This window comes from Cupriavidus sp. WKF15, assembly GCF_029278605.1.
Lineage (GTDB): Bacteria > Pseudomonadota > Gammaproteobacteria > Burkholderiales > Burkholderiaceae > Cupriavidus.
In genome coordinates this window covers 120,402-143,793 of the sequence record NZ_CP119572.1, presented here as the reverse complement: position 1 = coordinate 143,793, position 23,392 = coordinate 120,402, and the positions used below count along the sequence as shown (strand labels likewise).

Sequence of the window (23,392 nt, the reverse complement as noted above, 5' to 3'; positions counted from 1 at the left end):
AAAAAGGAAATAGAGAATAATTCGCATCTGGTAGAATCCGCCCGTAATTTCAAAGGCTTACCATGCTCTACCCCGAACTGTTCAAATCGTTGGAAGCGGTCCGCTGGCACATGGACAAGGACATCCCCTGGGATAGCTTCGACGCCAGCCTGCTAACCGACGACCAGGCCAAGACCATCCGCATGAACGCCATCACGGAATGGTCGGCCCTGCCGGCGACGGAGATGTTCCTGCGCGACAACCGCCACGACTCCGACTTTTCGGCCTTCATGAGCATCTGGTTCTTCGAGGAGCAGAAGCACTCGCTGGTGCTGATGGAGTACCTGCGTCGCTTCCGTCCGGACCTCGTACCGACCGAGGAAGAACTGCACGCCGTGCGCTTCGAGTTCGACCCGGCCCCGCCGCTGGAAACGCTGATGCTGCATTTCTGCGGCGAAATCCGCCTGAACCACTGGTACCGCCGCGCCGCCGAATGGCACTCGGAACCGGTCATCAAGCATATCTACCGCACGCTGTCGCAGGACGAAGCCCGCCACGGCGGCGCCTACCTGCGCTACATGAAGAAGTACCTGGCGCAGTTCGGCGACAACGCGCGCGCCGCGTTCGCCAAGATCGGCGTGCTGATGGCGTCGGCGCGCCGCACCGAAAAGCCGCTGCACCCGACCAACCTGCACGTGAACAAGGCGCTGTTCCCGAACGACACCGTGCAGTCGCGCCTGCCCGATCCGGACTGGCTGGAGAAGTGGCTGGACGAGCAGATCCGTTTCGACGAAGGCTGGGAAAAGAAGGTGATCGAACGGATCCTGCACAATATGTCGCTGCTGTTCGAGCGCACGTTCGAAACCGTGCAGGACCTGAATCGCTATCGCAAGGAACTGAATTCGCGCCTGCAGGCCAGTGGCGGCGCGCAGCCGGCTTGAGTTGCGGGATTTTCTGCTGCTGACGAAAAGCTCCATCGGATCGATGGGGCTTTTTTTTTGGGGTTCTTCGCTGGATTGCGGGAATCGGGGAGGGGTTGGGGTGGGGTTAGTCATTCCCCATCCCCCATTCACCACGAAATCATTGAAATAAAAACTAAATCACCCCCCTTCAATAACGTGGTAATCAATATCGATTATCCATGCCCACTCCCGCAAACATTGGACGATTTAATCCAGTCCATTTTATAAGCACCGAAATATACGATAAGATAATCTCGCCTCCCACTCCGGCGAGGCCTTGCCCTGGCGGCGTGCAGGCTGAATCGGCTGCCAGGGGTCAAGCCGGGGTACCATTCCGGGGATGAAAAACCTGGCCCCAGACATGTCCGTACCCGATTTCGAATCCAAACTGACCCTGCCCGACGATGCCGCCGCGCTGGCCGCGCGCATCGCGGCGCTGCCGCGCCCGCTGGTATTCACCAACGGCGTCTTCGACATCCTGCACCGTGGCCACGCGACCTACCTGGCCCAGGCGCGGGCGCTGGGCGGCAGCCTGGTCGTGGGCGTCAACAGCGACGCCTCGGTCAGGATGCTGGGCAAGGGCGACGATCGCCCGCTCAACCATGAATCGGACCGCATGGCGCTGCTGGCTGCGCTGGCTTCGGTGGACCTGGTGGCCATGTTCCGCGAGCAGACCCCGGTGGAGCTGATCCGCCAGGTGCGTCCGGATATCTATGTGAAGGGCGGCGACTACGACATCGAGACGCTCGAGGAAACGCGCCTGGTGCGCAGCTGGGGCGGGCAGGCCATCGCCATCCCCTTCCTCCACGACCGCTCCACCACCAAGCTGCTGACCAAGGTCAGGCAGCATCGTTAAGGCAACGCGCCGGGGCCGGGGCCCTGATCCCGGCCCGTTATCCGCTTCTTTTACCGAAGCCGGGTCCTCAGGCGCCCCCGCAGTTCAGCAGCGTTTCCGCGCCGTAGCGCTGGCGCATGGCGTCCAGCCGCGCGCGCGCCGCTTCGTCGGCGCCGCGCACGCGCAGCCACGGGCGCATAAACGGGCGCGGCGCGTCGGCCAGCACGGCGGTGCGCACGCCTTGTCCGCGCAGGGTCTCCAGGTAGTGTTCGGCGTGTTCGCGTTCGCGGAACAGGCCCAGTGACACGGTGAACGACTCTGCTTCCGCTGCGCCGCTGGTCACCACCGAATAGTCGGTCACGTTGCGGCGGCGCAGTTCGGCCAGCTTGCGTTCGAGGTTCTCGCGAGTGGGCTGCGCCGGCAGGTGGATCCACCAGCGCACCTGTTCGCGGCGCTCGAATTGCTCTACCTGCCAGGAACCGCCGGCAAGGTCTTCGGCGGCGCGGCGCACGCCCTGCGCGCTGAACCCGCCGATTTCCACGCACTGGCTGTCGCTGCCCGCGCCCGCTACCGCCAGGACCTTGCCGGCCGGACCGGCGCCGCGCGGCGCCGCTGCGGGGGCCGCGCCGGACGCCGGAGGCGCGGGCTGAAGCTCCATGCGCTCGGTGCGTACCTGCTGGCGCAGCCGCGCCGGTTCTTGTGGCGTGCCGAGCCAGTCCGACAACGGGTCCGGCCCGAACACGCCCAGCACTGTCGCGAGCAAGACAACGTTTGCCAGCAGGAGCAACGGCAGCAGGATCGACAACCAATGCGGCTGGTCGGGCGGGCCTAGGCGGAACATGGGGGCGGTGCGGTGTGAAAAGTCGACGCGTTGACGATTGCGGGGTCGCCGGGATGTGGGCGGCGGTGTGTCCGGCGTGTCGCTCAGGGCGTTGCCATCGCGTGCAGCCCGAGCAGCACGAGATTATCGTGCATCTCGAACGGCACGGCGAGCGCGCCTGCCAGCGCGTGCCGCGCGCCGCCCGACAGCAGGCAGCGCGTGTGGCCGCGCGCGCTCAGCGTACGCCAGGTCCGCTCCACCGCGCCGGCCTGCGCGGCCAGGCAGCCCGCGGCAATGGCGTCATGCGTGTTGTCGGCCCACGGCAGGCGCGTGGCGGCGGCCGTGCCGGTGTCTGCCACATCCAGCGCCGGCAGTTGCGCCGTGTTGCGCGCCAGCGCGCCGAGCATCAGCGCCAGGCCCGGCAGGATCAGCCCGCCTTCAAAGCGCGCCGGGCCGCCCGGCTGCGCCGTGACGATATCGAGCGTGGTGGCCGTGCCCGCCGTGACGATCAGCAGGGTCTCGCCGGGCAGCCAGCGGTGCGCGCCGATGCTGCCGACCCAGCGGTCCACGCCGAGCTGCGTGGGTTCGCGATAGCCATTGACGAGATCGCCGTGCGTGGCGGTGCTACGCACCCATTGCACCGCAGGGCATGCGCCGAACGCTGTCACGAGCGTCGCGTCGACCTGGGTGGCAATCACCGGTCCCGCGACATTGGCGATCCATACCGACGGTATCGGCCCCTTGCCGCGCAGGTCGCGCAACGCACCGGCCAGCGCGCTCATGGCGCCTTCTTCCGTGTGCGCCACGGCGCCGCCGTGCTGCCATGGCGTGGGCAGGTGCCCGGGTTCCGCCGCGGGCCCAGCCTCGCACCAGGCCCATTTCAGGCGGGTATTGCCGATGTCGATCAGCAGCACCGGCGCGCTCATGCCGCGCCTCCGGCGGGCCGCAGCGACAGTTCGCCGCTGGTGATGCGCTCCAGCCCGGCTGGCGTTTCCAGCAGCAGGTGACCGTCGCCGTCGACGCCGCGCGCCATGCCTTCGGCCAGCACCTGGCCGTCGTGTAGTAGGCGCACGGGCTGGTCGCGATAGGCGTCCAGGGCGGACCACTGAGCCGCCATGGGCGCGAAGCCCTGCGCCAGGAACAACTCGCGCATCGCACCCAGCCGCGCGAGCACGGCGGCCAGCAGCCCGGTCGCGTCGCGCTGGGCGTCGAAGCCCGGCACGGCCTCGGCCACGCCGGCCAGTTTGCGCCCGAGCGCTACCTCCATCTGCGGATCGCGCACCAGGTTCAGGCCGATGCCGACCACGGCCCATACGCGCTGCGGACCGGCCGGCACGGCCTCGATCAGGATGCCGGCGAGCTTGCGCCCGTCGATCTGCAGGTCGTTCGGCCATTTCAGGCCGACGCGCGCGCCCAGGCCCGCGTCGACATCGCCCAGCGCCTGCGCGAGCGCCAGCCCCACGGCCAGGCTCAGGCCGCTCAGCTGCGACGGCGCCAGCGCCAGCGGCAGCGCCACCGAGAACGTCAGCCCGGCCTGCCCCTGCCAGGGACGGCCTTGCCGGCCGCGGCCGGCGGTCTGTCGGTAGGCCAGGCGCAGGATGGCGGCATCCGACCAGGGCGCCTGGCGGCAGGCCAGCGTCAGGTCGGCGTTGGTGGAACCGGTCTCTTCGACCAGTTCGAGCGCCCACCCTTGCAGTGCCTGGGGCAGCGCGGCGCGCAGGGCGACGGCGTCGATGCGCCAGGGTTGCGCGTTGGCGGGCTGCGGATCGGGGGCGGCGGTCATGGGAAAGCGTGGAAAGGACGTGGCAAGGACGTGGAAAACCGGTAAGCGGCGCCGGTCTGGCCGGGTTCGGTAACCGCCGTGATGCAAGCGCCGGTTCCAAGGCCGCATTGTAGCCGCGGGCGCCCTTTGCTCGCGCCACCCCGGCCGGTGGCTTAGAATCGGGACTAAGCCATCACATTGCCCAGCCCTTGGAAAGCCAGACGACGCCTGCCTTCAACATCACGCGCCAGGACGGAACCGTCAGCGTGCAGCTGTGTGGCGACTGGACCGCGCTCGCCCTGGCCGGTTGCCACCAGGCGCGCACCATGCGCTCGCGGCTGCACGCGTTGACGGAAACGCCCGAGGACGCCCACTGGTCGCTGGCCGGCGTGGACAAGCTCGACCATGTCGGCGCGCAACTGCTGTGGCAGGCCTGGAACGGCAAGCTGCCGGAGCAGCTCGACGCAAGCGACGGCCAGCGCCGCGTGTTCGAGCGCATTGCCAACCTGCACAGCGACGGCTGGAAGAAACATATTGTCGACCGGTTCAATCCAATCACGGTATTCGGTGGCTCGGTGCTGTCGTTCGGCGCGCAGGCTGCCAACGGCGTCAGCATGCTGGGGCAGCTCGCCTTCGACCTGATCCGCTTCGCGCGCATGCCGCAGCGCGGACCGTGGCGCGAGATTTCGGCCAATATCTACAACATTGGCTACAAGGCGCTCGGCATCACGGCACTGGTCGGCTTCCTGATCGGAATCGTGCTGTCGTACCTGTCGGCCAACCAGTTGCGCACGTTCGGTGCAAGCACCTTCATCGTCAACATCCTCGGCATGGCCGTGATCCGCGAGCTTGGCCCGGTCCTGGCCGCGATCCTGGTCGCCGGGCGTTCGGGTTCGGCCATCACCGCGCAGATCGGCGTGATGCGCGTGACCGAGGAGCTCGACGCCATGCGCGTCATGGGCATTTCCCACGGCTTCCGCCTGATCATGCCGCGCGTGGTCGCGCTGGCTGTGTGCATGCCGCTGCTGGTGGCGTGGACGGACGTGCTGGCCCTGACGGGCGGGATCCTCGCCGCACGCATGCAGCTCGGCATCAGCCCGACGTTCTTCCTGCGCGCACTGCCCGACGCCGTGCCCGTGGCCAATCTGTGGCTGGGCCTGGGCAAGGGGGTGGCCTTCGGCATGCTGATCGGACTGGCCGCCTGCCACTTCGGGCTGCGCATCAGGCCCAATACCCAGAGCCTGGGCGAAGGCACCACGGCTTCGGTGGTGGTGTCGATCACCATCGTGATCATTGCCGATGCCATCTTCGCCGTGATGTTCAAGGACGTAGGCCTGAGACTATGACCACCGCAGCCACAACGACCACCCTGCCCGCCCTGCCCGCCGTATCCCCGACCCCGGCCCCCGCCCGCGGCGATGCCGTCATCGAGGTGCACGACCTGGTCAAGCGCTACGGCAAGGCCGTCGTGCACGACGGGGTGAACCTGGACGTGTACCGCGGCGAAGTCCTGTCCATCGTAGGCGGCTCGGGCAGTGGCAAGACGGTGCTGCTGCGACAGATCGTCGGGCTGGAGCGGCCCACCTCGGGGTCGATCCGTGTCTTTGGCGAAGATCCGACCCGCCTGAAGCCCGCACAGCTGCAGGCACTGCGCAATCGCTGGGGCCTGCAGTTCCAGGGCGGGGCGCTGTTCTCGGCATTGTCGGTCATCGACAACATTGCGCTGCCGCTGCGTGAACTCCGGGCCCTGCCCGACAATCTGATCTGCCAGGCGGCCCTGCTCAAGCTGCAGATGGTGGGCCTGTCGGCGCGCGATGCCGACAAGATGCCCTCGGACCTTTCCGGCGGCATGACCAAGCGCGTGGCGCTGGCGCGCGCGCTGGCGCTGGAGCCGGAACTGCTGTTCCTGGACGAGCCCACCGCCGGCCTGGACCCGATGGCCTCCGACGGTTACGTGGCATTGATCCGCGAGTTGCGCCGCGAACTGGGACTGACCGTGGTGATGATCACGCACGACCTCGACACGCTGGTGGCGCTGTCCGACCGCGTGGCCGTGCTGGCCGACCACAAGGTGCTGGCCGCGGCGCCGATCGAGGAAGTCGTCAAGGTGGACCACCCGTTCATCCACGACTACTTCCTCGGCGAACGGGCGCAGCGCGCGATGCAGGCCCTGCAGCCGGCCTCCGGCGGCGCGCAACCTGGAGAAGCATGATGGAAAACAAGTCACACGCATTCCTTGCCGGACTGTTTACGATCGGCCTGGCCGTGCTGGTGCTGTTCGCGATCTTCTGGTTCAGCAGCGACCACGCCGTGCGCGTGCCGTACGACCTGATCACGCGCTCGACGGTGAACGGCCTGGGGCCTCAGGCAGACGTAAAGTACCGCGGCCTCGAAGTGGGCAAGGTGGTGTCGATCCGCTTCGACCCGCAGGTGCCCGGCCAGATCATCGTGCGCGTCAATGTGAACAAGGACACGCCGATCACGCGCACCACGTACGCCACGCTGGGCTTCCAGGGCGTGACCGGCATCGCCTACGTGCAGCTCGACGACACCGCTGCGGAGGAAGGCGCTGTCACGTCGCCGCCGCTGCAAACCTCGCCCAAGGCCGTGGCGCGCATCGCCATGCGTCCTGGCTTCTTCGAGGAGCTGGAAAAGCGCGGCGACTCGCTGCTCACGCAGGTCGAGACGATCATGACCTCGCTCAACGACATGTTCCAGGCCAACAACCGTGCCGAGCTGATGGCGGCGATCCGCTCGATCCACAAGACCGCTGACGACTACTCGAGGCTGTCGGCTTCGCTCGCGCCCGCGGCGGCGCAGTTCCCGCAGGTGACCGACAACCTCAATGCGACGCTGCAATCGACACGCCGGCTCACGCATGAACTGGCCAACCCGAACGGCACGGTGCTGCGCACGGTCGATACGGTCGGACACGACCTGCAGGGCGCGGCCGAGTCGATCCAGTCCGCCGCCGGTACGCTCAGCCAGGAAACGCTGCCGCAGGTCAACGGCCTGGCGCGCGACGCACGTCAGACCGCGCGCACCTTCGAACGCGCGGCCGGACAGTTCAGTGACAGCCCGAACAGCCTTCTGTTCGGCTCGCCAACGCCGGTGCCGGGTCCGGGCGAGCCCGGCTTCAGCGCCCCGTGACCGGCAGGCCAGCCCTGATGACCCACCGAGGCCAACCGTGACATCGACACCAGACCTGCCCACTGCCCGCCGCGCCGCCAGGACCCTGTTCGCCGCGCTGGCCATTGTGTCCGCCCTTGCCGGCTGCGCGCTGACCCGCTCGTCGCCGCCCGTCACCACCTACGACCTGGGGCCGCCGCTATCCGTGGAGAATTCGGCCGGCACGCTGCCGAAACTGAGAATCGCCCAGACCGACGGTCCGACCTGGATGGAAGGCAATGCGCTGTTTTACCGCCTGCAGTACGCGCAGGCGCAGCGGATGCAGTCCTATGCCACGCAGCGCTGGGTGGTCCCCCCCACGCAACTGTTCGACGGCCGCCTGCGCGAAGCCGTGGCCGCGCGCGGCGCGCTCACATGGTTTGGCGACACCTCCGTGCCCGCGCTCAAGGTCGACATGCTCGAGTTCGAGCAGGTCTTCGACAGCGCCACTGAAAGCCGCGGCGTGGTGCGCGTGCGCGCCACCGTGTACCACCAAGGCATGATTGGCCAGCAGACCTTTACCGCGCGCGAGCCGGCGCCCAGCGCCGACGGCGCGGGTGGCGTCAAGGCGCTGGCGGACAGCACCGACAAGGTGATCGCCGACATGCTGGCGTGGGCCGCCACGCTGCCCTTGCAGGGCAAGTAGGACAACAGCATCATGGTGCCGGCCCCCACGCCGCCTCCCATGCCACCGCAGGCACCGCCGCCGGAGGCGAACGAGCCCAGGCACTCGCCACTGGCGCGGGTGGGTCTCGTGTGCTTCACGCTGCTGGTGGTCTACGCCAGCCTGTACCCGTTCAGCGGCTGGACCGATAACGGCATCTCGCCGTTTGCGTTCCTGAGCGCGCCCAAGCCGCGCTACATCACCGAGTTCGACCTGCTGACCAATGTGCTCGGCTACTGTCCGTTCGGCGCGCTGGTGGTGCTTGCCTTGCACCCGCGCGTATCGGGCGCGCGCGCCACGCTGATCGCGTTCGTCGCGGGGGCCCTGCTCTCCTGCTGCATGGAGGCGTTGCAGACCTGGCTGCCGAGCCGCATCTCCTCGAACATCGACCTCATCACCAATGCGCTGGGCGCGCTGCTTGGCGGTGCCGTCGTGGCGCCGTTCACCTCCGCGCTGATCGACCGCGGCACGCTCACGCAACTGCGCACCGCGTGGTTCGAACCGCATGCGAGCTTCGCCATCATCCTGCTGCTGCTGTGGCCGTTCGCGCAGCTCTTTCCGCAGGAGCACCTGTTCGGCATGGGCGGCATCGTGCGCGAATGGCTGACCGACCCTGACTCGTGGCCCATGCAGGTGCTGCAGATGCTGGTGCCGTCGCTGCCGGCGTGGCAGGAAAGCATCGGCCTGCGCCCGGAGGACATGCAGAGCCAGCAGTTGCTCGAAACGCTGGTGACGGCCAGCAGCTGGCTGGGCACCGGGCTGTTCGCATCGATCGCGATGCGCCGGCACGCGCCGATGCTGCGCATCCTGGCCGGTCTGCTGGCCACGGCGCTGCTGATCAAGGCCGCCGTGGCGGAACTGCAATTCCCCGATGGCAACGCCTTCATCTGGTTGTCGGAAGGCGGCCGCTTTGCGCTGCTGACCAGCTCGCTGGCCCTGGCCCTGCTGCTGTATGTGCCGCGCTGGCTCCGCGCGGTGCTTGCCCTGGCCGCGCTGCTCACGCTGGTGGTGCTGACCAATGTGCTGCCGTCCAATCCGTATGCGTGGATCTCCGAACAGGGCTGGCGCATGGGGCGCTTCGTCCATTTCAACAGCCTGGCGCAATGGCTCGGATGGCTGTGGCCGTTCCTGGCGTTCTGCTATGTGATGTGGCGCTTTGAACAGGTGAGCCTGGGGCGGCATGAGCGGCGCAAGGCGGCGGCGGCGCGCAGGGCGGCGGTGAAGAGGGAGAAGGTGACATAGCGGCGCGCGAGGCAACGATGGCGATTGCCACCGGATTCGGCGCTTGCAGAAGGGAGTTCGCGGAGAAGTGGCCGCCGGTCTGGAGACCGGCCGGCTACAGTAGTGGATGGGCTCAGTGCAACTGCCCACCCTGTTCACGTACATCGACCTCCGTTGCCAGCGTTGTGGCAACAGCCTGGCGGATACCGCGGATCATCATCTCCAGGGACATGCTGGGCTGGCCCGGATGACGCGCTGCCTGCTCGGGCAGGTAAGGTATATGGATAAAGCCGCCACGCACGCCTGCGCCGGCAGGCGTCGCGAGGGCGTGCATCAGTCCGTAGAACACGTGATTGCAGACGAACGTTCCTGCCGTTTGCGAGACAGCGGCAGGGACACCGGCCTCGCGCATGTCACGCACGATAGCCTTGATCGGCAGCGTCGAGAAATACGCAGCCGGACCGTGCGCGGCGATCTCGGTATCGATGGGTTGCGCACCGGCGTTGTCGGCGATGCGGGCATCGTCGACGTTGATTGCCACGCGCTCGACCGACATCTCGGCGCGTCCGCCTGCCTGTCCAACCGCGATGGCCACGGCGGGCTTCTGTTCGCGCAGCAGCGCGCCCATGGCGTCGATCGCCGCGCCAAACACGCACGGCAACTGGCGCGCAATGACGATGGCATCGCCAATACGCTCGCCATCGAGCGCGCGCACCGCTTCCCATGACGGATTGACCGGCTCGTTTTCGAACGGCTCGAAGCCTGTGAGCAATACGGTGCGCATGTCGGGTCTCCGGATTACATGAGGAAGTACAGCAGTGCGATATTGGCGGTCAGGATGGCCAGCGCGGTAGGCACCTGCGCGCGAATCACGGCGTTCTTGTCTTCGAGTTCCAGCAGCGCGGCCGGCACGATGTTGAAGTTCGCCGCCATCGGCGTCATCAGCGTACCGCAATAGCCCGAGAACATGCCGATGGCCGCCATCACCGCCGGGTTGCCGTGGAACATGCCGACCAGGATCGGCACGCCGACGCCGCCGGTCATGACCGGGAACGCGGCAAAGCCGTTGCCCATGATCACCGTGAACAGCGCCATGCCGACGCAGTACACCACCACCGCGACCAGCTTGTAGTCCATGTTGATGTACGCGGTGGTCAGGTACGCCACGGCCTTGCCCACGCCGGCGTCAGCAAACACGAGCCCAAGCATCGCCAGCATCTGCGGCAGCACCAGCGCCCAGCCGAGCGACTCCGTCAGCCGGCGCGATTCGCGCACGCCCTGCACAACCGAGTCGCGCGTGAGCCAGCACACCACGCCCAGCGAGATCAGGCAGCCGATGCCGAGCGAAACGAAGGTCACGTTCTTCGGATCAAGCAGGGGGATACCTGCGATCTTCACATCCTTGAACAGCACGGTGCCGATCACCGTCACCAGCGGAATCAGCAGCGCGGGCACGAACAGCTTATTGCCAAGGCGGCGCGCGCTGGCGCGGCGCTCTTCTTCGGGCAGCGTGTCGTGCTTGCCGTGGCCGACGCCGCCAAAGCCGGCAATCAGCGCCATCACCACGGCGCCGATGCCCACTGCCGCGGGCGGCAGGCGGTCACCGATCAGGAAGACGATGGCATACAGCAGCCAGAACAGGCCCGTGCTGAAGCGGCGCGGATGCTCGCGGTCGGCGAAGGTCAGCAGCGCGGTAATGGCAAGAACCAGCCCCGCGAGCCAGTACAGGTATTCGATGGAGATGATCATGGCTTACTCCCCGCTCTTGGCAGCGACATTGACGGCGGGAGCCTTGCCCCCAAGCTCGCGCTCCAGCCACCCATCCAGGCGCTTCAGGCGCACCGCGTGGATCAGGAACGCGCAGATCGCGGTCGGGATGCCCCATGCGGCGATATGCAGCGGCTCCACGTCGATGTTCGACGACAGCAGGAAGGTATGCATCAGCGCAATCGCGCCGAAGGCCACGAAGATATCCTCGCCGAAGAACAGGCCGACGTTGTCGGTGGCCGCGCAGAACGCCAGCACGCGCTGGCGGATCGGTTCCGGCAGGTGGCCGAAGCGGTTCTCCGCCGCGCCTTCCGCCATCGGCGCCAGCAGCGGGCGCACCATCTGCGGATGGCCGCCGAGGCTGGTGAGGCCCACCGCCGCGGTCAGCTCGCGCACGCCGAGGTAGACGATCAGCAGGCGGCCCACCGTGGCCGATGCGATGCGCGCGATCCATGCCTGCGCATGTTCGCGCAGCCCGTGCCGCTCCAGCAGGCCGATCACGGCCAGCGGCAACAGGATGATCAGCGGCAAGTTGCGCGCCTTGACGAAGGCGGTGCCGATCGCGGTGAAGATCTGCATGACCGGCATCGATGCCGCAAGGCCCGTGGCAATGGCGGCGAGCGCCACCACCAGCATGGGATTGAAGCGCAGCACGAAGCCGATGATGATGACGCCGACCCCGATCAGGGGCCAAAGGTTGACTGCCTGTTCCATAAGAGACCCCTGAGAGCGTGATGGAAACGAGCGGCCTTCAGCCGTCGGACGGAATGACGGGGAAGGCCGTGGGAAATACCGGTAGCCGGGCTTGCCGCCTCAGGCTCCGGCGCGGACCGCGATGCCTTCGGCGCCGAGCCGCTCGCGGATGCGGCGCGCGAAGTCGAGCGCGTGGGCGCCGTCGCCGTGCAGGCACACGGTTTCGGCACGGATCGGTACCCAGCTGCCGTCGATGGCGCGCACGCGCTGCTCGCGCACCATGGTCAGGGTCTGGTTCAGGGCGACTTCCTCGTCTTCGTGCAGCGCGCCGGGCGTGCCGCGTTTGACGAGCGAGCCGTCAGGGTTGTAGCCGCGGTCGGCAAAGACTTCTTCCTTGACGCGCAGGCCGGCCTGGCGCGCCACCTCGATCATCTTGCTGCCGGCAAGGCCGAAGAAAACGAGGTCGGAATCGAAATCGCGCACGGCACGGACGATTGCCCCGGCCAGCGCCGGATCGCGCGCGGCCTGGTTGTACAGCGCGCCATGCGGCTTGACGTGATGCAGCTGCCCGCCCTGCGCGCGCACCATGGCGGCGAGCGCGCCGATCTGGTACAGCACGTCGGCGTATACGGCTTCCGGGTCGCGCTGCATCTCGGTGCGGCCGAAGTTGTCGCGGTCCGGGAAGCTCGGGTGCGCGCCGATGGCGACGCCCCGTTCGATGGCCCACTTCACGGTCTGCAGCATGGTGGCGGCATCGCCCGCATGCCAGCCGCACGCCACGTTGGCGGAACTGATCAGCGCGAGCAGCGCCTGGTCATTGCCACAACCTTCGCCAAGGTCGGCGTTCAAATCGATCTGCATTGCGTTTCTCCTTAGGCTGCGGCGCGCGTACGGGTGCGGCGGCGCGCGGCTATGGTCATGCCATCGCCCTGCCATTGCAGGGCCTGGTCTATCTGGCGCAGGTAGCGATCCACTGCCGCCTGCGCGGCAGCGGCCTCTTCGAGCGTGACGCGCACAAAGCGTACCGGCGCGCCCAGCGGCACCTGCGCCAGGCGCCACAGGTCGGCGCCAATCACGACGCCGATCTTCGGGTAGCCGCCGGTGGTCTGCGCATCGGCCATCAACGCGATCGGCTGGCCGGCCGGTGGCACCTGGATCACGCCGGGCACCACGCCATGCGAGAGCAGGTCGGCACTGCGCTCTGCCTTGCGCGCGAGCGCCGGACCTTGCAGGCGCAGGCCCATGCGGTTGCTGTTCGGCGTGATGGTCCAGTCGGACTCCCACAGCGCGGCCTGCGCGGCGGGCTCGAAATCGTCATACTCGGGGCCGGGCAGCAGGCGGATCGGCATGGCGCCGCCGGCGTCGGCAACAGGCAGCGCCCACGACGGCGCCTGTACGCCGAGCCAGCCCGGGTCCCCCGTCACACCGGGGCGTGCCGCAGGCAGGCGATCGCCCTCACGCAGCGCACGGCCGGCATAGCCGCCGAAGCCGGCCTTGAGGTCGGTGCTGCGCGAGCCCATCACCGGTTCCACGTCGATGCCGCCCGCGACGCACAGGTAGGCACGCGTGCCGCCGCGCGTGGCGGGCAGTGTCAGCGTGCTGCCGCGGCGGACGTCGAAGGCATGCCAGGACCAGACCGGCACGCCGTCCAGGTTGGCGCTGCACTCGGCGCCGGCCAGTGCCACGCGCAGATCGTCATGGAAGCGCACGGCCGCACGACCGAGCGTGAATTCGATGGCGGCGCAGCCAGGCGCATTGCCGAGCAGCCGGTTGCCGAGGGTCAGCGCCAGCGGATCCATGGCGCCGGCGCGCCCCACGCCGAAGCGGCGAAAGCCGGTGCGGCCAAGGTCCTGCACCGAGGCCAGCGCTCCGGGCCGGATGATCTCGATCACGCGATGACCTCCTCGACAACAAAACGCACGGTATCGCCGGGGGCGAACAGCGAAGGCGGATCGCGATCGGCCACGAACAGCGCGGCATCGGTACGCCCGATCAATTGCCAGCCGCCCGGGGCGGACGCCGGATAGATGCCGGTCTGCTCGCCGCCAATGCCGACCGAGCCGGCCGGCACCGCCAGCCGTGGCTCGCGCCGGCGCGGCGTGGCCAGTTCCGGCGCCAGTCCGCCCATGTAGGCAAAGCCGGGCTGGAAGCCCAGGAAGTACACCACGTACTCGCCTGCGCTGTGGCGGCGCACCACTTCCTGCGGGCTCAGGCCCGTATGCGCGGCCACATCGGGCAGGTCGGGCCCGTGCTCGCCGCCGTAGCGCACGGGGATCTCCACGAGCCGGCCGGCGGCCTGGCTCGCCTCGCCCGACGCCCACGCGAGCTTCAGGTTGCGCTGGAGCGCCGCGATATCGGCCGTCTCGTCGAAGATCACTGTCAGGTTATTCATGCCGGGCACGACGTCGACCACGCCACGCCAGTCGCCCGCACGTGCCGCCATGGCCCAGATGCGCCGCTGGACCTCGAGCGAGGCCGGCGGCGGCACGCTGCAGAGCAGCGCCTGTTCGGCAAGACGGTGGACGGTACAGGAAGTCATGGGCAACACCGGCAGGAACCCTGCTGATCAGTGTAGGCCCGTATGGCACCAGATGTGACCCACCAGCAATTCATCGACAATTTATCGATGAATTCATCATAACGAAACATGGAAGGGCCCGGCACTAAGGATTGACCCTAATAGGGACGAACAAAAGCAAAACGGCCGGGTTTCCCCGGCCGTTTTGCTCATTCCGATGCGATGGTGCCGATCAGGCAAACCCCGCCTGGTGCGCCTGCTGGTCGGCGTGGTACGAGCTGCGCACCATCGCGCCCACGGCGGCGTGCGTGAAGCCCATCTTGTAGGCCTCTTCCTCGAACATCTTGAAGGTGTCGGGATGGACGTAGCGCAGCACCGGCAGGTGGTGGTTCGACGGCGCGAGGTACTGGCCGATGGTCAGCATGTCGATGTCGTGCGCGCGCATGTCGCGCATGACTTCGAGGATTTCCTCGTCGGTCTCGCCCAGGCCGACCATCAGGCCGGACTTGGTCGGCACGTTCGGGTTGCGGCGCTTGAACTCCTGCAGCAGCTTGAGCGAGTGCGCGTAGTCGGCGCCCGGGCGGGCCTGCTTGTACAGGCGCGGCACGGTTTCCATGTTGTGGTTCATCACATCGGGCGGGCAGGCCTGCAGGATGTCCAGGGCCTTGTCCAGGCGGCCGCGGAAGTCCGGCACCAGCACTTCGATGCGGGTTGCCGGCGACAGCTCGCGGGTCTGGCTGATGCAGTCCACGTAGTGCTGGGCGCCGCCGTCGCGCAGGTCATCGCGGTCGACGCTGGTGATCACCACGTAGTTCAGCTTGAGCTGGGCGATGGTGCGGGCCAGGTTGCCCGGCTCGTTCACGTCGAGCGGATCGGGACGGCCGTGGCCGACATCGCAGAACGGGCAGCGGCGCGTGCACTTGTCGCCCATGATCATGAAGGTGGCGGTGCCCTTGCCGAAGCATTCGCCGATGTTCGGGCAGCTCGCTTCCTCGCACACCGTCACCAGGTTGTTCGCGCGCAGGATGTCCTTGATCTCATAGAAGCGCGAGTTGCCGGTTGCGGCCTTCACGCGGATCCAGTCCGGCTTCTTGAGCTTCTCGGCCGGCACGATCTTGATGGGAATGCGCGCGGTCTTGTCGGCAGATTTCTGCTTGCGGGTCGGATCGTACTGCTCCGCGGGGGATTGCGGGGTGTCGCTGGAGGAGGCGATCAGGGCGTCGCTCATAAATATCTCCGCACGCCAGGGCGTGCAATTCGCTTGTCAGCTTGTCACTAAGAGGCCAGGGCCGGCGTGGCGGCAGTTTTGTCTGCCGCCAGCGCACGGGCTTCGCGCGCTGCCAGCACCTCGCACAATGCCGCCGCCAGGCGTCGCGCGATGTCAGGTTGTTGTGCGGCGGTCACGGGCTGGTCCTGCCAGTGTCCACCTGCGGTGGCCATGTCGACTGTTTCCAGGCCGGCATAGCCACAAGGATTGATGCGCAGGAACGGCGCCAGGTCCATCTGCACGTTCAGGCTGACGCCGTGGTAGCTGCAGCCATTGCGGATCTTGAGCCCGAGCGCGGCAATCTTGGCGCCCCGGTGCGGCCCGTCCGACAGGTAGATGCCGGGGGCGCCGGGCTTGCGCTCAGCCGCGAGATTATACGCCGCGAGCGTGTCCAGCACGGCCTGCTCTATGTCGGAAACCAGCTCCCGCACCATCAACTTGCGGCGCTTGAGATCGAGCAGCAGATAAGCTACCACCTGACCGGGGCCGTGATAAGTGATCTGTCCACCACGATCGATCTGCACCATCGGAATGCGCTCGTCCGGTGCCAGCAGGTGCGCGGGATCGCCCGCCTGGCCCAACGTGTAGACCGGCGGATGCTCGACCAGCCAGAGCTGGTCGGGCGTCTCGGGCGTGCGCGCGGCGGTGAAGGCGCGCATGGCGTCGAAGCAGGGCTGGTAATCCTCGCGGCCCCGCTCGATGACTTGAATCGGATGCATGGCGAGAGTGTAACGAAAAGGGCCGGCTTGCGCCGGCCCCTGCCACGTTCACGCGGGTATCCGTCAGGCCCGCCGCGCGTCCGGGCTGCCTGGTTCATCACCTGGCTTCGACCAGACCAGGCGCAGCTGTGCCGCGCTTGGCGAGGATAGCCTGTTCATTGGCTCAGGCGGCCGTGACGTGATCGTCGCCTGGCGTCCATTCCGTGCCTCGAACCAGGCGCCGCAGTGCGCGGTACACGAGGTGCGGGACATCGGCCAGCGTCGGCACCGGGCGGCGCGCCTCGGCAATCAGCGCCAGGCGCACGGCGCGGCGCGCGCGCGGATCGATGCTCAGCACCACTTCATCGCCACGCCGCAGCAGCAGGCTCGCGCCACAACGCAGCCAGTAGTCCTCGGAATCGCCTTCGCGCGTGATCCACAGGTCGACGCCGGCGGCGTCCTCCACATGAAGGCGCTGTGCCGCGTGAATCGACAGCGCGGTGACTTCGCCGGGGCTGAGGGTGAATACTGTCGTTGTGAGCAGGGCTTGCATGTTGGATCTCCTATCCGCCGGCCTCGGCAGGTTTGCCGAGTCTTGCCATCTGACCGGTACTGGCCTGGTTTTCCCGCCAGGCCACTTCACTTCGCAGAGGCAATGGGGCGCCGGTGATCTGAATTCTAGTGATTGCCCGCGCACTGGCAAAACGATATATTTTTGAAGTTCTTGTTAGGCAAATTCACAAAGCGGAGGCTGTCATGGCATGGAAGGGTGCATGGGAAAGGGACATGCCGCGCGGCTGGCACCGTGAACTGCCACGCCTGCCGGCCCTGACGGCGCTGCGCGCGTTCGAAGCGGCGGCACGGCACGAGAGCTTTTCGCGCGCGGCGACCGAGCTGTTCGTCACGCACGGCGCGGTCAGCCACCAGATCCGCGCACTGGAAGACGAGCTGGGCATGCCGCTGTTCGAGCGCCACGGCAAGCGGGTGGCGCTGACGCCGTCCGGGCGGCTGTACGCCGAGCGCATCCGCGATGCCCTGTTGCAGATTGCCGACGCCACGCGCGTGCTGCAATCCGGCAACCGCGACAAGCGGCTGACCATCAGCACCATGCCGTCCTTTGCCGCGCGCTGGCTCACGCCGCGCATCGGCAGCTTTATCGAACGGCATCCGGAACTCGACGTCGAGTTGCTGTCATCGAACACGCTCGTGGATTTCGGCCAGGAAGAGGTCGATATCGCGCTGCGCATGGGAACGGGCGACTACCCGGGACTGTATGTGGAAAAGCTGCTCGATGATGTGTTTTTTCCGGTCTGCAGCCCGGGTTTCAACGGCGGGCGCCTGCCGGAACAGCCAAGTGACCTGGCCGGCCTGAACCTGCTGCGCGGCGAAGGCGACCCATGGAAGCCGTGGTTCGAAGCCGCGGGGCTGGACTGGCCCGAGCCGCGCAAGGGGCTGCTGCTCGAAGATTCGTCCCTGCTGCTGCAGGCAGCGGCCGAAGGCCAGGGCATTGCGCTGATCCGCTCCTCGCTCGCCTACAACGACCTGCTGTCCGGGCGGGTGGTGCGGCTGTTCGATGTCGGCATTCCGTGCCCGTGGCTGCTTTACTTCGTATGCGCACCCGGGGCACTGGATACACCCAAGGTGCAGGCGTTCCGGGGATGGCTGTTGCCAGAGATAGACCGCTTCCGGGAAGTGCTGGCGCAGTGGGCGGACTGAGGGCTCAATCCTTCAACGGCGACGCCTCGTCGTCGCCGGCATCGTTCTTCGCCGCAGCGCGCCCGGCCCTTGGATGGGCCTTGTCATAAACCTTCGCCAGATGCTGGAAATCCAGCGACGTGTAGATCTGCGTGGTGGCAATGCTGGCATGTCCGAGCAGCTCCTGCACCGCCCGCAGATCGCCGGACGACTGCAGCATATGCGTGGCGAACGAATGCCTCAGCATATGCGGATGCACGTCGGCGGGCACGCCTGCGCGAATGGCCTGCTCCTTGAGCCGCAACTGCACCACGCGCGTCGACAGCCGTTGTCCGCGCGCGCCAAGGAACAGTGCACACGCTTCCTCGGGAGCGGCCCTCGGCTTCAGTAGCTGATCGCGCACGGCAAGCCATGCGCGCAACGCCTCCATCGCCTTGCTTCCAACCGGAACGGTACGCCGCCTGGAGCCCTTTCCGGTCACGGTCAGTTCCGCACTGGCCAGGTCCAGCCAGCCGGCCGACTCGTAGCCGTCCAGCCTTTCATAGCGCAGGTCGAGCTGCACCAGCTCCGACAAGCGCAATCCGCTGGAGTAGAACAGCTCCCACACGGCCTGGTCGCGCAGTGCCGCGGCATCCGTCCCCGCGGGATGCGATACCAGCGCCACGGCATGTTCGACGGAAAGCGCCTTGGGCAGCCGGTGTCCGGAGCGCGGTGCGCGCACGCCCTCCACGGGATTGGCCTGGACGCCAAGACCGTGCTGCGCCGCCCACAGATAAAGGCCACGCCAGGCCGACAAGGTGCGGGCAATGCTGGTGCCGGCCAGTCCTTCGCCATGCAGGCGCGCGGCAAAGGCGCGGATATGGCGGGTCTCCAGCGTCAGCAACGCAACCCCCGGCGCGTGCCTGGCGGCGTGCGCCTGCAACGTGGTCAGGTCGCGGCGATAACTGCGGATGGTGTGTTCAGCAAGCTTGCGGCTGCCTTGCAGCCACGCGAGGTAGCGCGCGATGGCCGGGTCGGCCGCCGGCGTATCCGCATCCGCCCCGGAGGCGTTGGTCGGATCGGTGGTCATGGCTGCCAGGCTCCGGACCGGGCTATCAGTCGCGCAGGCGGTTCAGCGCGGCGCCGGCCACTTCGCCGATCTGTGCCAGGTAGGCCGTGCCCATGCCTTCGAGGAAACGACGCGGGTCGGGCGAGCCCAGCACCAGCAGGCCGAAGGCCGCGCCCGGCACCTCGCCGGCGGTACGCACGGGCGGACGCAAGGCCACCATAGCGATAGAGGCAACTTCGTCGAGTTCCAGCAGGCCGGCTGCCTCGAAACCCGCGTTGGCGCCGCAGTATGGTGCGCGCAGGCCTTCGGAGAACAGCCGCAAGTCATCGCTGCCACCCTGCGCCACTTCCATATGGGCATACTGTTCGGCCACGTTCCACAGCTTGAGCGCCACGGCGGGCACGTCGAACACCTGCTGCAGGCCATCCTGTACGGCATAGGGCAGCGCGTGAGAGTCCGGCTCGCCCATCAGGCGCAGTTGCCAGGCGTGCATGCGCTGCTGGGTGCGGTCGTTGTCGTGCCCGTGGCGCATCAGGTCGGCCAGGCGCAGTTCCAGCACCTTGTTCTTTTCACGCAGGATTTCCATCTGCCGTTCCTGCAGCGACACCGCGCGGTGGCTGTGCGGGCTGGTCAGCTGCACGGTGGCCAGCAGCTCGGCATGGTCTTCGAAGAAGTCGGGATGGCTCTGCAGGTAGGCGGCAACGTCTTGGGCGTTCATGGGCTTCGAACCGAGAGAATTTTGCATGGCAGTTTAGCAAAGCGGGGCGCATGCGCGCCGCCCCTTGCCATCCGCCCTCTCAATTACGTCTGGATCAGCCGTTTCTGTCGGGAAATCGCCATCAGGATGCCGATGCCCGCGCCCAGCGTCACCAGCGCCGTGCCGCCGTAGCTCATCAGCGGCAGCGGCACGCCCACCACGGGCAGGATGCCGCTCACCATGCCCATGTTGACGAAGGCATAGGTGAAGAAGATCAGCGTGATCGAACCGGCCAGCAGCCGCGAGAACAGCGTCGGCGCATTGGCCGCGATGAACAGCCCGCGGAAGATCAGCAGCAGGTACAGCACCAGCAGCACGGCATTGCCGATCAGGCCGAATTCCTCGGAATACACCGCGAAGATGAAGTCGGTGTGCTTTTCCGGGATGAACTCCAGGTGGGTCTGGGTGCCCTTGAGCCAGCCCTTGCCTTCGACCCCGCCCGAGCCGATCGCGATGATCGACTGGATCGTGTGGAAGCCCTTGCCCAGCGGGTCGGTGGTCGGATCGAGCAGCGTACACACGCGGTGCTGCTGGTAGTCATGCAGGATCGGCCAGTTCACGCCGGGCGCGCAGATATCGTTCTGGAACGTAATCAGCAGCGAGACCGCCACCACCAGCACACCCAGCAACGGCAGGATGATGCGCCACGACAGCCCGGCAAAGTAGATCACGTAGATGCCAGCCGCCATCACCAGCAGCGCGGTGCCCAGGTCAGGCTGCTTGGCGATCAGGCCGACCGGGATCAGCAGTAGCACCAGCGCCACCACGAAGTCGTACCATCGCACCACGCCCTCGCGTTTCTGGAAATACCACGCCAGCATCAGCGGCATCGAGATCTTCATGATCTCGGACGGCTGGATCACCATGCCGACGTTGAGCCAGCGGCGCGCGCCCTTGCGGATCAGGCCGAACATGGCCACCGCGATCAGCAGCGCCACGCCCACGGTATAGATCGGCACCGCTACCCGCATCAGCGTCTGCGTGGGCAGGTAGGCGATCACCAGCATGATCACGTAGGACAACAGGATGTTGCGCAGCTGGTCCTCGACCTTGCCTGGCATGTCGATGGCGGCCGAGTACACGGCCACGATACCGGTGGCGAACAACAGGAACACGATCAGCGCGAGCGGCTTGTCGAAGCCGGTGAACGCCGTCTTGATGAGCGACAGGACGCGACGCTTGTCCATGCGCGTCTCCTTCAGCGGGTGACGTCGGCGCCCGTCGCCGCCGTGGCGGCAACGGGCTTGACGCGTGGTTTGGGCGCGGGCGCCTTGGCGGCGGCCGGCACGGAGGCGGGTGCCGCGGGCCGCGGCTTGCTGTGGCCCAGCGCCTGCAGCATGCGCTCGTCGAGCGTCTGCACCGCCGAAGCCGGCGGGATCGCGGCCGGGTCAAGCGTCGGGGCCGCCGCGGAGGCGCTCGCCACCGCGGAAGCGCTCGCCACCGCGGACGAAGCCGACGCCACGGATGACGCACCCACCGCGCTGGCCGCCACGGCGCTGGCGCCGCCGGACATGACCGTTGCGCTCGCAATGCTTGCCGTCTGGCCGGTGGTAAAGACGCTGGCCGTGTCGACCGGCGCGCGCTCGGCCGGCGGCGGTGCCGAGGCCTCGAGTTCGGCGGGCCACTTGCCGAGCAGGTAATAGTCCATCACCTTGCGCGCGATCGGCGCCGCCACCGCGGCGCCGAAGCCCGCGTTCTCGACGATCAGCGCAAGCGCGATCTTGGGGTTGTCTGCGGGCGCAAACGCGGTATAGAGCGAGTGGTCGCGCTTGCGTTCATCCAGCGCGTGGTGGTTGTACTTCTCGTTCTTGCCGAGCGTGTAGGTCTGGGCCGTGCCGGTCTTGCCGGCGGACTCGTAGGCGGCGCCGGCAAATGCCCGCGCGGCCGTGCCGGAGTGCGTCACCGCGACCATCGCGCGCTTGATCACGTCGATATCGGCCTGCTTGAAGTCCAGGCGGTAGCTTTCCTTGGGCACGGTCAGCGTGCGCTTGCGCGTGACCGAGTCCTCCACGGCCTTGACCAGGTGCGGCTTCATCGCCGCGCCGTTGTTGACGATGATCGAGATCGCATTGGCGAGCTGCAGGATCGTGAAGCTGTTGTAGCCCTGGCCGATGCCCAGCGAAATGGTCTCGCCGTCATACCACTTCTGCTGCTCGGGCTTGCGGTAGGTCTTGCGCTTCCACTCGGGGGACGGCAGGATGCCGCGGCTTTCGCCCTCGATGTCGATGCCCGTGATCTGGCCGAAGCCCAGCGGCTTCATGAAGTCATGGATGGCATTGACGCCCATGTCGCGCGCCAGCGAATAGTAGTAGGTGTCGCACGACTGCACGATCGAGGCCTGCATGTCCACCCAGCCGTGGCCGCCCGGCTTGTCGTCGCGGAAGGTATGGTTGCCCAGCGTGAACGAGCCCGGGTCATGCATGCCCCAGGCGGCGGTGCGCTTGCCGGTGGTGAGCGCCGCCAGCGCCATGAAAGGCTTGTAGGTCGATCCGGGCGGATACGTACCCCGAAGCGGGCGGTTCAGCAGCGGCTTGTCCGGCGAATTGTTGAGCTCGTTCCAGGTGTTGCTGTCGATGCCCTCGACGAACAGGTTCGGGTCGAAGGTCGGCTTGGACACGAAGGCCAGGATATCGCCCGTGGAAGGCTCGATCGCCACCAGCGCACCGCGGCGGTCGCCGAACAACTCTTCGGCCAGTTGCTGCAGCCGGATATCGAGCGACAGGATCAGGTTGTTGCCCGGCGTGGCGGGCGAGGTCGACAGCGTGCGGATGGGCCGGCCGCCCGCGCTCACCTCGACCTCCTCGAAGCCGGTGAGCCCGTGCAGTTCGGTTTCGTAGCTCTGCTCCAGGCCAATCTTGCCGATGTAGTTGGAGCCCTTGTAGTTGTCGGCGTCCTTGCGCGGGTCGTACTTCGCGCCGTCCGCATCATTGGCCTCGTCCATGGCCTCGATGCGCTCCTGGTCGCGCTGCGAGATGCGCCCGAGATAGCCGATCACGTGCGAGGCCGACTCGCCCAGCGGATATTGCCGGAACAGGCGCGCGCGCACGTCCACGCCCGGGAAGCGGAAGCGCTGCGCGGAAAAGCGCGCCACTTCCGCGTCGCTGAGCTGGCTGCGGATCGGCAGGCTCTCGAAGCTGCGCGATTCCTCCATCAGGCGCTTGAAGCGGCGCCGGTCGCGCGGCTGGATATCGACCAGCGACGACAGCGCCTCGATGGTGTTGTCCAGCGTATCGGTCAGCTTGGACGGCGTGATCTCGAGCGTGTAGGCGGAGTAGTTGCGCGCCAGCACGATGCCGTTGCGGTCCATGATGATGCCGCGGTTGGGCTCGATCGGCGCCACCGAGATGCGGTTGTCCTCGGCCTTGGCCGAGTACTGGTCGTGCTTGTACCACTGCAGCCACAGGAAGCGCGTGAACAGCAGGCCGAAGCAGATCACCGTGAACAGCGCCGCGGCCGCCACGCGGAGGCGGAAGCGGCCGATTTCCAGTTCGACGTTGCGGATTTCGGTCATGGTACTGCCGGGTTGGATACGTTGGTC

At 67.2% G+C, this 23,392-nt stretch carries 24 protein-coding genes; 8 read left to right on the top strand and 16 right to left on the bottom strand.

What is annotated here, in order from left to right:
• Window positions 1–62 precede the first annotated feature (62 nt).
• Complete coding sequence (locus CupriaWKF_RS00620; RefSeq protein ID WP_276099132.1) at window positions 63–920, top strand: ferritin-like domain-containing protein; 858 nt, start codon at window positions 63–65, stop codon at window positions 918–920.
• Between the two features lie 382 nt (window positions 921–1,302).
• Window positions 1,303–1,797 carry a D-glycero-beta-D-manno-heptose 1-phosphate adenylyltransferase gene (gene rfaE2 / locus CupriaWKF_RS00615; RefSeq protein WP_276099131.1) on the top strand — a complete coding sequence of 165 codons (495 nt, stop codon included), beginning with the start codon at window positions 1,303–1,305 and terminating at the stop codon, window positions 1,795–1,797.
• 67 nt (window positions 1,798–1,864) lie between these two features.
• Here the strand turns inward: rfaE2 and CupriaWKF_RS00610 are convergent, their stop codons facing one another.
• From CupriaWKF_RS00610 to CupriaWKF_RS00600, 3 genes are all read right to left on the bottom strand, one after another.
• Window positions 1,865–2,617 (bottom strand): SPOR domain-containing protein, encoded by a 753-nt coding sequence (locus tag CupriaWKF_RS00610; RefSeq protein WP_276099130.1) that lies wholly within the window; start codon window positions 2,615–2,617, stop codon window positions 1,865–1,867.
• A gap of 83 nt (window positions 2,618–2,700) precedes the next feature.
• Complete coding sequence (locus tag CupriaWKF_RS00605; RefSeq protein ID WP_276099129.1) at window positions 2,701–3,522, bottom strand: type III pantothenate kinase; 822 nt, start codon at window positions 3,520–3,522, stop codon at window positions 2,701–2,703.
• Window positions 3,519–4,379: a biotin--[acetyl-CoA-carboxylase] ligase gene (locus CupriaWKF_RS00600; protein WP_276099128.1), complete on the bottom strand. Its 861-nt coding sequence runs from the start codon at window positions 4,377–4,379 to the stop codon at window positions 3,519–3,521. Before CupriaWKF_RS00600 ends, CupriaWKF_RS00605 begins: the two co-directional genes overlap by 4 nt.
• Before the next feature lie 188 nt (window positions 4,380–4,567).
• Between CupriaWKF_RS00600 and CupriaWKF_RS00595 the strand changes: the two genes are divergently transcribed.
• Genes CupriaWKF_RS00595 through CupriaWKF_RS00575 form a run of 5 tightly spaced genes read left to right on the top strand, consistent with a single transcriptional unit; the run spans window position 4,568 to window position 9,432 of the window.
• Window positions 4,568–5,704 carry an ABC transporter permease gene (locus CupriaWKF_RS00595; protein ID WP_276099127.1) on the top strand — a complete coding sequence of 379 codons (1,137 nt, stop codon included), beginning with the start codon at window positions 4,568–4,570 and terminating at the stop codon, window positions 5,702–5,704.
• The gene (locus tag CupriaWKF_RS00590) at window positions 5,701–6,570 is read left to right on the top strand and encodes an ABC transporter ATP-binding protein (protein WP_276099126.1); all 870 of its coding nucleotides are present in this window, start codon (window positions 5,701–5,703) and stop codon (window positions 6,568–6,570) included. Before CupriaWKF_RS00595 ends, CupriaWKF_RS00590 begins: the two co-directional genes overlap by 4 nt.
• On the top strand, window positions 6,567–7,508 hold the full coding sequence (locus tag CupriaWKF_RS00585; RefSeq protein WP_276099125.1) for an MlaD family protein: 942 nt from the start codon (window positions 6,567–6,569) through the stop codon (window positions 7,506–7,508). Before CupriaWKF_RS00590 ends, CupriaWKF_RS00585 begins: the two co-directional genes overlap by 4 nt.
• A gap of 37 nt (window positions 7,509–7,545) precedes the next feature.
• Window positions 7,546–8,172, top strand: a complete 627-nt coding sequence (locus CupriaWKF_RS00580) for an ABC-type transport auxiliary lipoprotein family protein (protein WP_276099124.1) — start codon at window positions 7,546–7,548, stop codon at window positions 8,170–8,172.
• A gap of 12 nt (window positions 8,173–8,184) precedes the next feature.
• A complete protein-coding gene (locus tag CupriaWKF_RS00575; RefSeq protein WP_276099123.1) occupies window positions 8,185–9,432 on the top strand; it encodes a VanZ family protein in 1,248 nt (415 codons plus the stop codon).
• A gap of 112 nt (window positions 9,433–9,544) precedes the next feature.
• Here the strand turns inward: CupriaWKF_RS00575 and pcp are convergent, their stop codons facing one another.
• From pcp to CupriaWKF_RS00530, 9 genes are all read right to left on the bottom strand, one after another.
• Window positions 9,545–10,195, bottom strand: a complete 651-nt coding sequence (gene pcp / locus CupriaWKF_RS00570) for a pyroglutamyl-peptidase I (RefSeq protein WP_276099122.1) — start codon at window positions 10,193–10,195, stop codon at window positions 9,545–9,547.
• Between the two features lie 14 nt (window positions 10,196–10,209).
• The gene (locus CupriaWKF_RS00565) at window positions 10,210–11,160 is read right to left on the bottom strand and encodes a DUF979 domain-containing protein (RefSeq protein ID WP_276099121.1); all 951 of its coding nucleotides are present in this window, start codon (window positions 11,158–11,160) and stop codon (window positions 10,210–10,212) included.
• 3 nt (window positions 11,161–11,163) lie between these two features.
• Window positions 11,164–11,892: a DUF969 domain-containing protein gene (locus CupriaWKF_RS00560; RefSeq protein ID WP_276099120.1), complete on the bottom strand. Its 729-nt coding sequence runs from the start codon at window positions 11,890–11,892 to the stop codon at window positions 11,164–11,166.
• A gap of 99 nt (window positions 11,893–11,991) precedes the next feature.
• Complete coding sequence (pxpA, locus tag CupriaWKF_RS00555; RefSeq protein WP_276099119.1) at window positions 11,992–12,732, bottom strand: 5-oxoprolinase subunit PxpA; 741 nt, start codon at window positions 12,730–12,732, stop codon at window positions 11,992–11,994.
• 11 nt (window positions 12,733–12,743) lie between these two features.
• Entirely contained in the window at window positions 12,744–13,763 is a 1,020-nt protein-coding gene (locus tag CupriaWKF_RS00550) for a biotin-dependent carboxyltransferase family protein (protein ID WP_276099118.1), read from the bottom strand.
• Window positions 13,760–14,410, bottom strand: a complete 651-nt coding sequence (gene pxpB / locus CupriaWKF_RS00545) for a 5-oxoprolinase subunit PxpB (protein ID WP_276099117.1) — start codon at window positions 14,408–14,410, stop codon at window positions 13,760–13,762. The genes CupriaWKF_RS00550 and pxpB overlap by 4 nt, the downstream gene beginning before the upstream one ends.
• A 211-nt stretch (window positions 14,411–14,621) precedes the next feature.
• Window positions 14,622–15,617: a lipoyl synthase gene (lipA, locus tag CupriaWKF_RS00540; RefSeq protein ID WP_224082877.1), complete on the bottom strand. Its 996-nt coding sequence runs from the start codon at window positions 15,615–15,617 to the stop codon at window positions 14,622–14,624.
• A gap of 47 nt (window positions 15,618–15,664) precedes the next feature.
• A complete protein-coding gene (gene lipB, locus CupriaWKF_RS00535) occupies window positions 15,665–16,375 on the bottom strand; it encodes a lipoyl(octanoyl) transferase LipB (RefSeq protein WP_276099116.1) in 711 nt (236 codons plus the stop codon).
• A 163-nt stretch (window positions 16,376–16,538) separates the two neighbouring features.
• Complete coding sequence (locus CupriaWKF_RS00530) at window positions 16,539–16,907, bottom strand: DUF2917 domain-containing protein (RefSeq protein ID WP_276099115.1); 369 nt, start codon at window positions 16,905–16,907, stop codon at window positions 16,539–16,541.
• A gap of 203 nt (window positions 16,908–17,110) precedes the next feature.
• On the opposite strand from CupriaWKF_RS00530, the gene CupriaWKF_RS00525 reads away from it, so the two are divergent.
• Window positions 17,111–18,070 carry a transcriptional regulator GcvA gene (locus tag CupriaWKF_RS00525; protein WP_276099114.1) on the top strand — a complete coding sequence of 320 codons (960 nt, stop codon included), beginning with the start codon at window positions 17,111–17,113 and terminating at the stop codon, window positions 18,068–18,070.
• A 4-nt stretch (window positions 18,071–18,074) separates the two neighbouring features.
• Here CupriaWKF_RS00525 and xerC read toward each other — a convergent pair whose 3' ends face one another.
• The 4 genes from xerC to mrdA all read right to left on the bottom strand — a co-directional run bounded on the left by xerC (window position 18,075) and on the right by mrdA (window position 23,365).
• On the bottom strand, window positions 18,075–19,118 hold the full coding sequence (gene xerC, locus CupriaWKF_RS00520; RefSeq protein WP_276099113.1) for a tyrosine recombinase XerC: 1,044 nt from the start codon (window positions 19,116–19,118) through the stop codon (window positions 18,075–18,077).
• Window positions 19,119–19,143: 25 nt separating this feature from the next.
• Entirely contained in the window at window positions 19,144–19,815 is a 672-nt protein-coding gene (locus tag CupriaWKF_RS00515; protein WP_276099112.1) for a DUF484 family protein, read from the bottom strand.
• Between the two features lie 83 nt (window positions 19,816–19,898).
• Entirely contained in the window at window positions 19,899–21,041 is a 1,143-nt protein-coding gene (gene rodA / locus CupriaWKF_RS00510) for a rod shape-determining protein RodA (protein WP_276099111.1), read from the bottom strand.
• Between the two features lie 11 nt (window positions 21,042–21,052).
• Window positions 21,053–23,365, bottom strand: a complete 2,313-nt coding sequence (gene mrdA / locus CupriaWKF_RS00505) for a penicillin-binding protein 2 (RefSeq protein ID WP_276099110.1) — start codon at window positions 23,363–23,365, stop codon at window positions 21,053–21,055.
• Window positions 23,366–23,392: the final 27 nt, after the last annotated feature.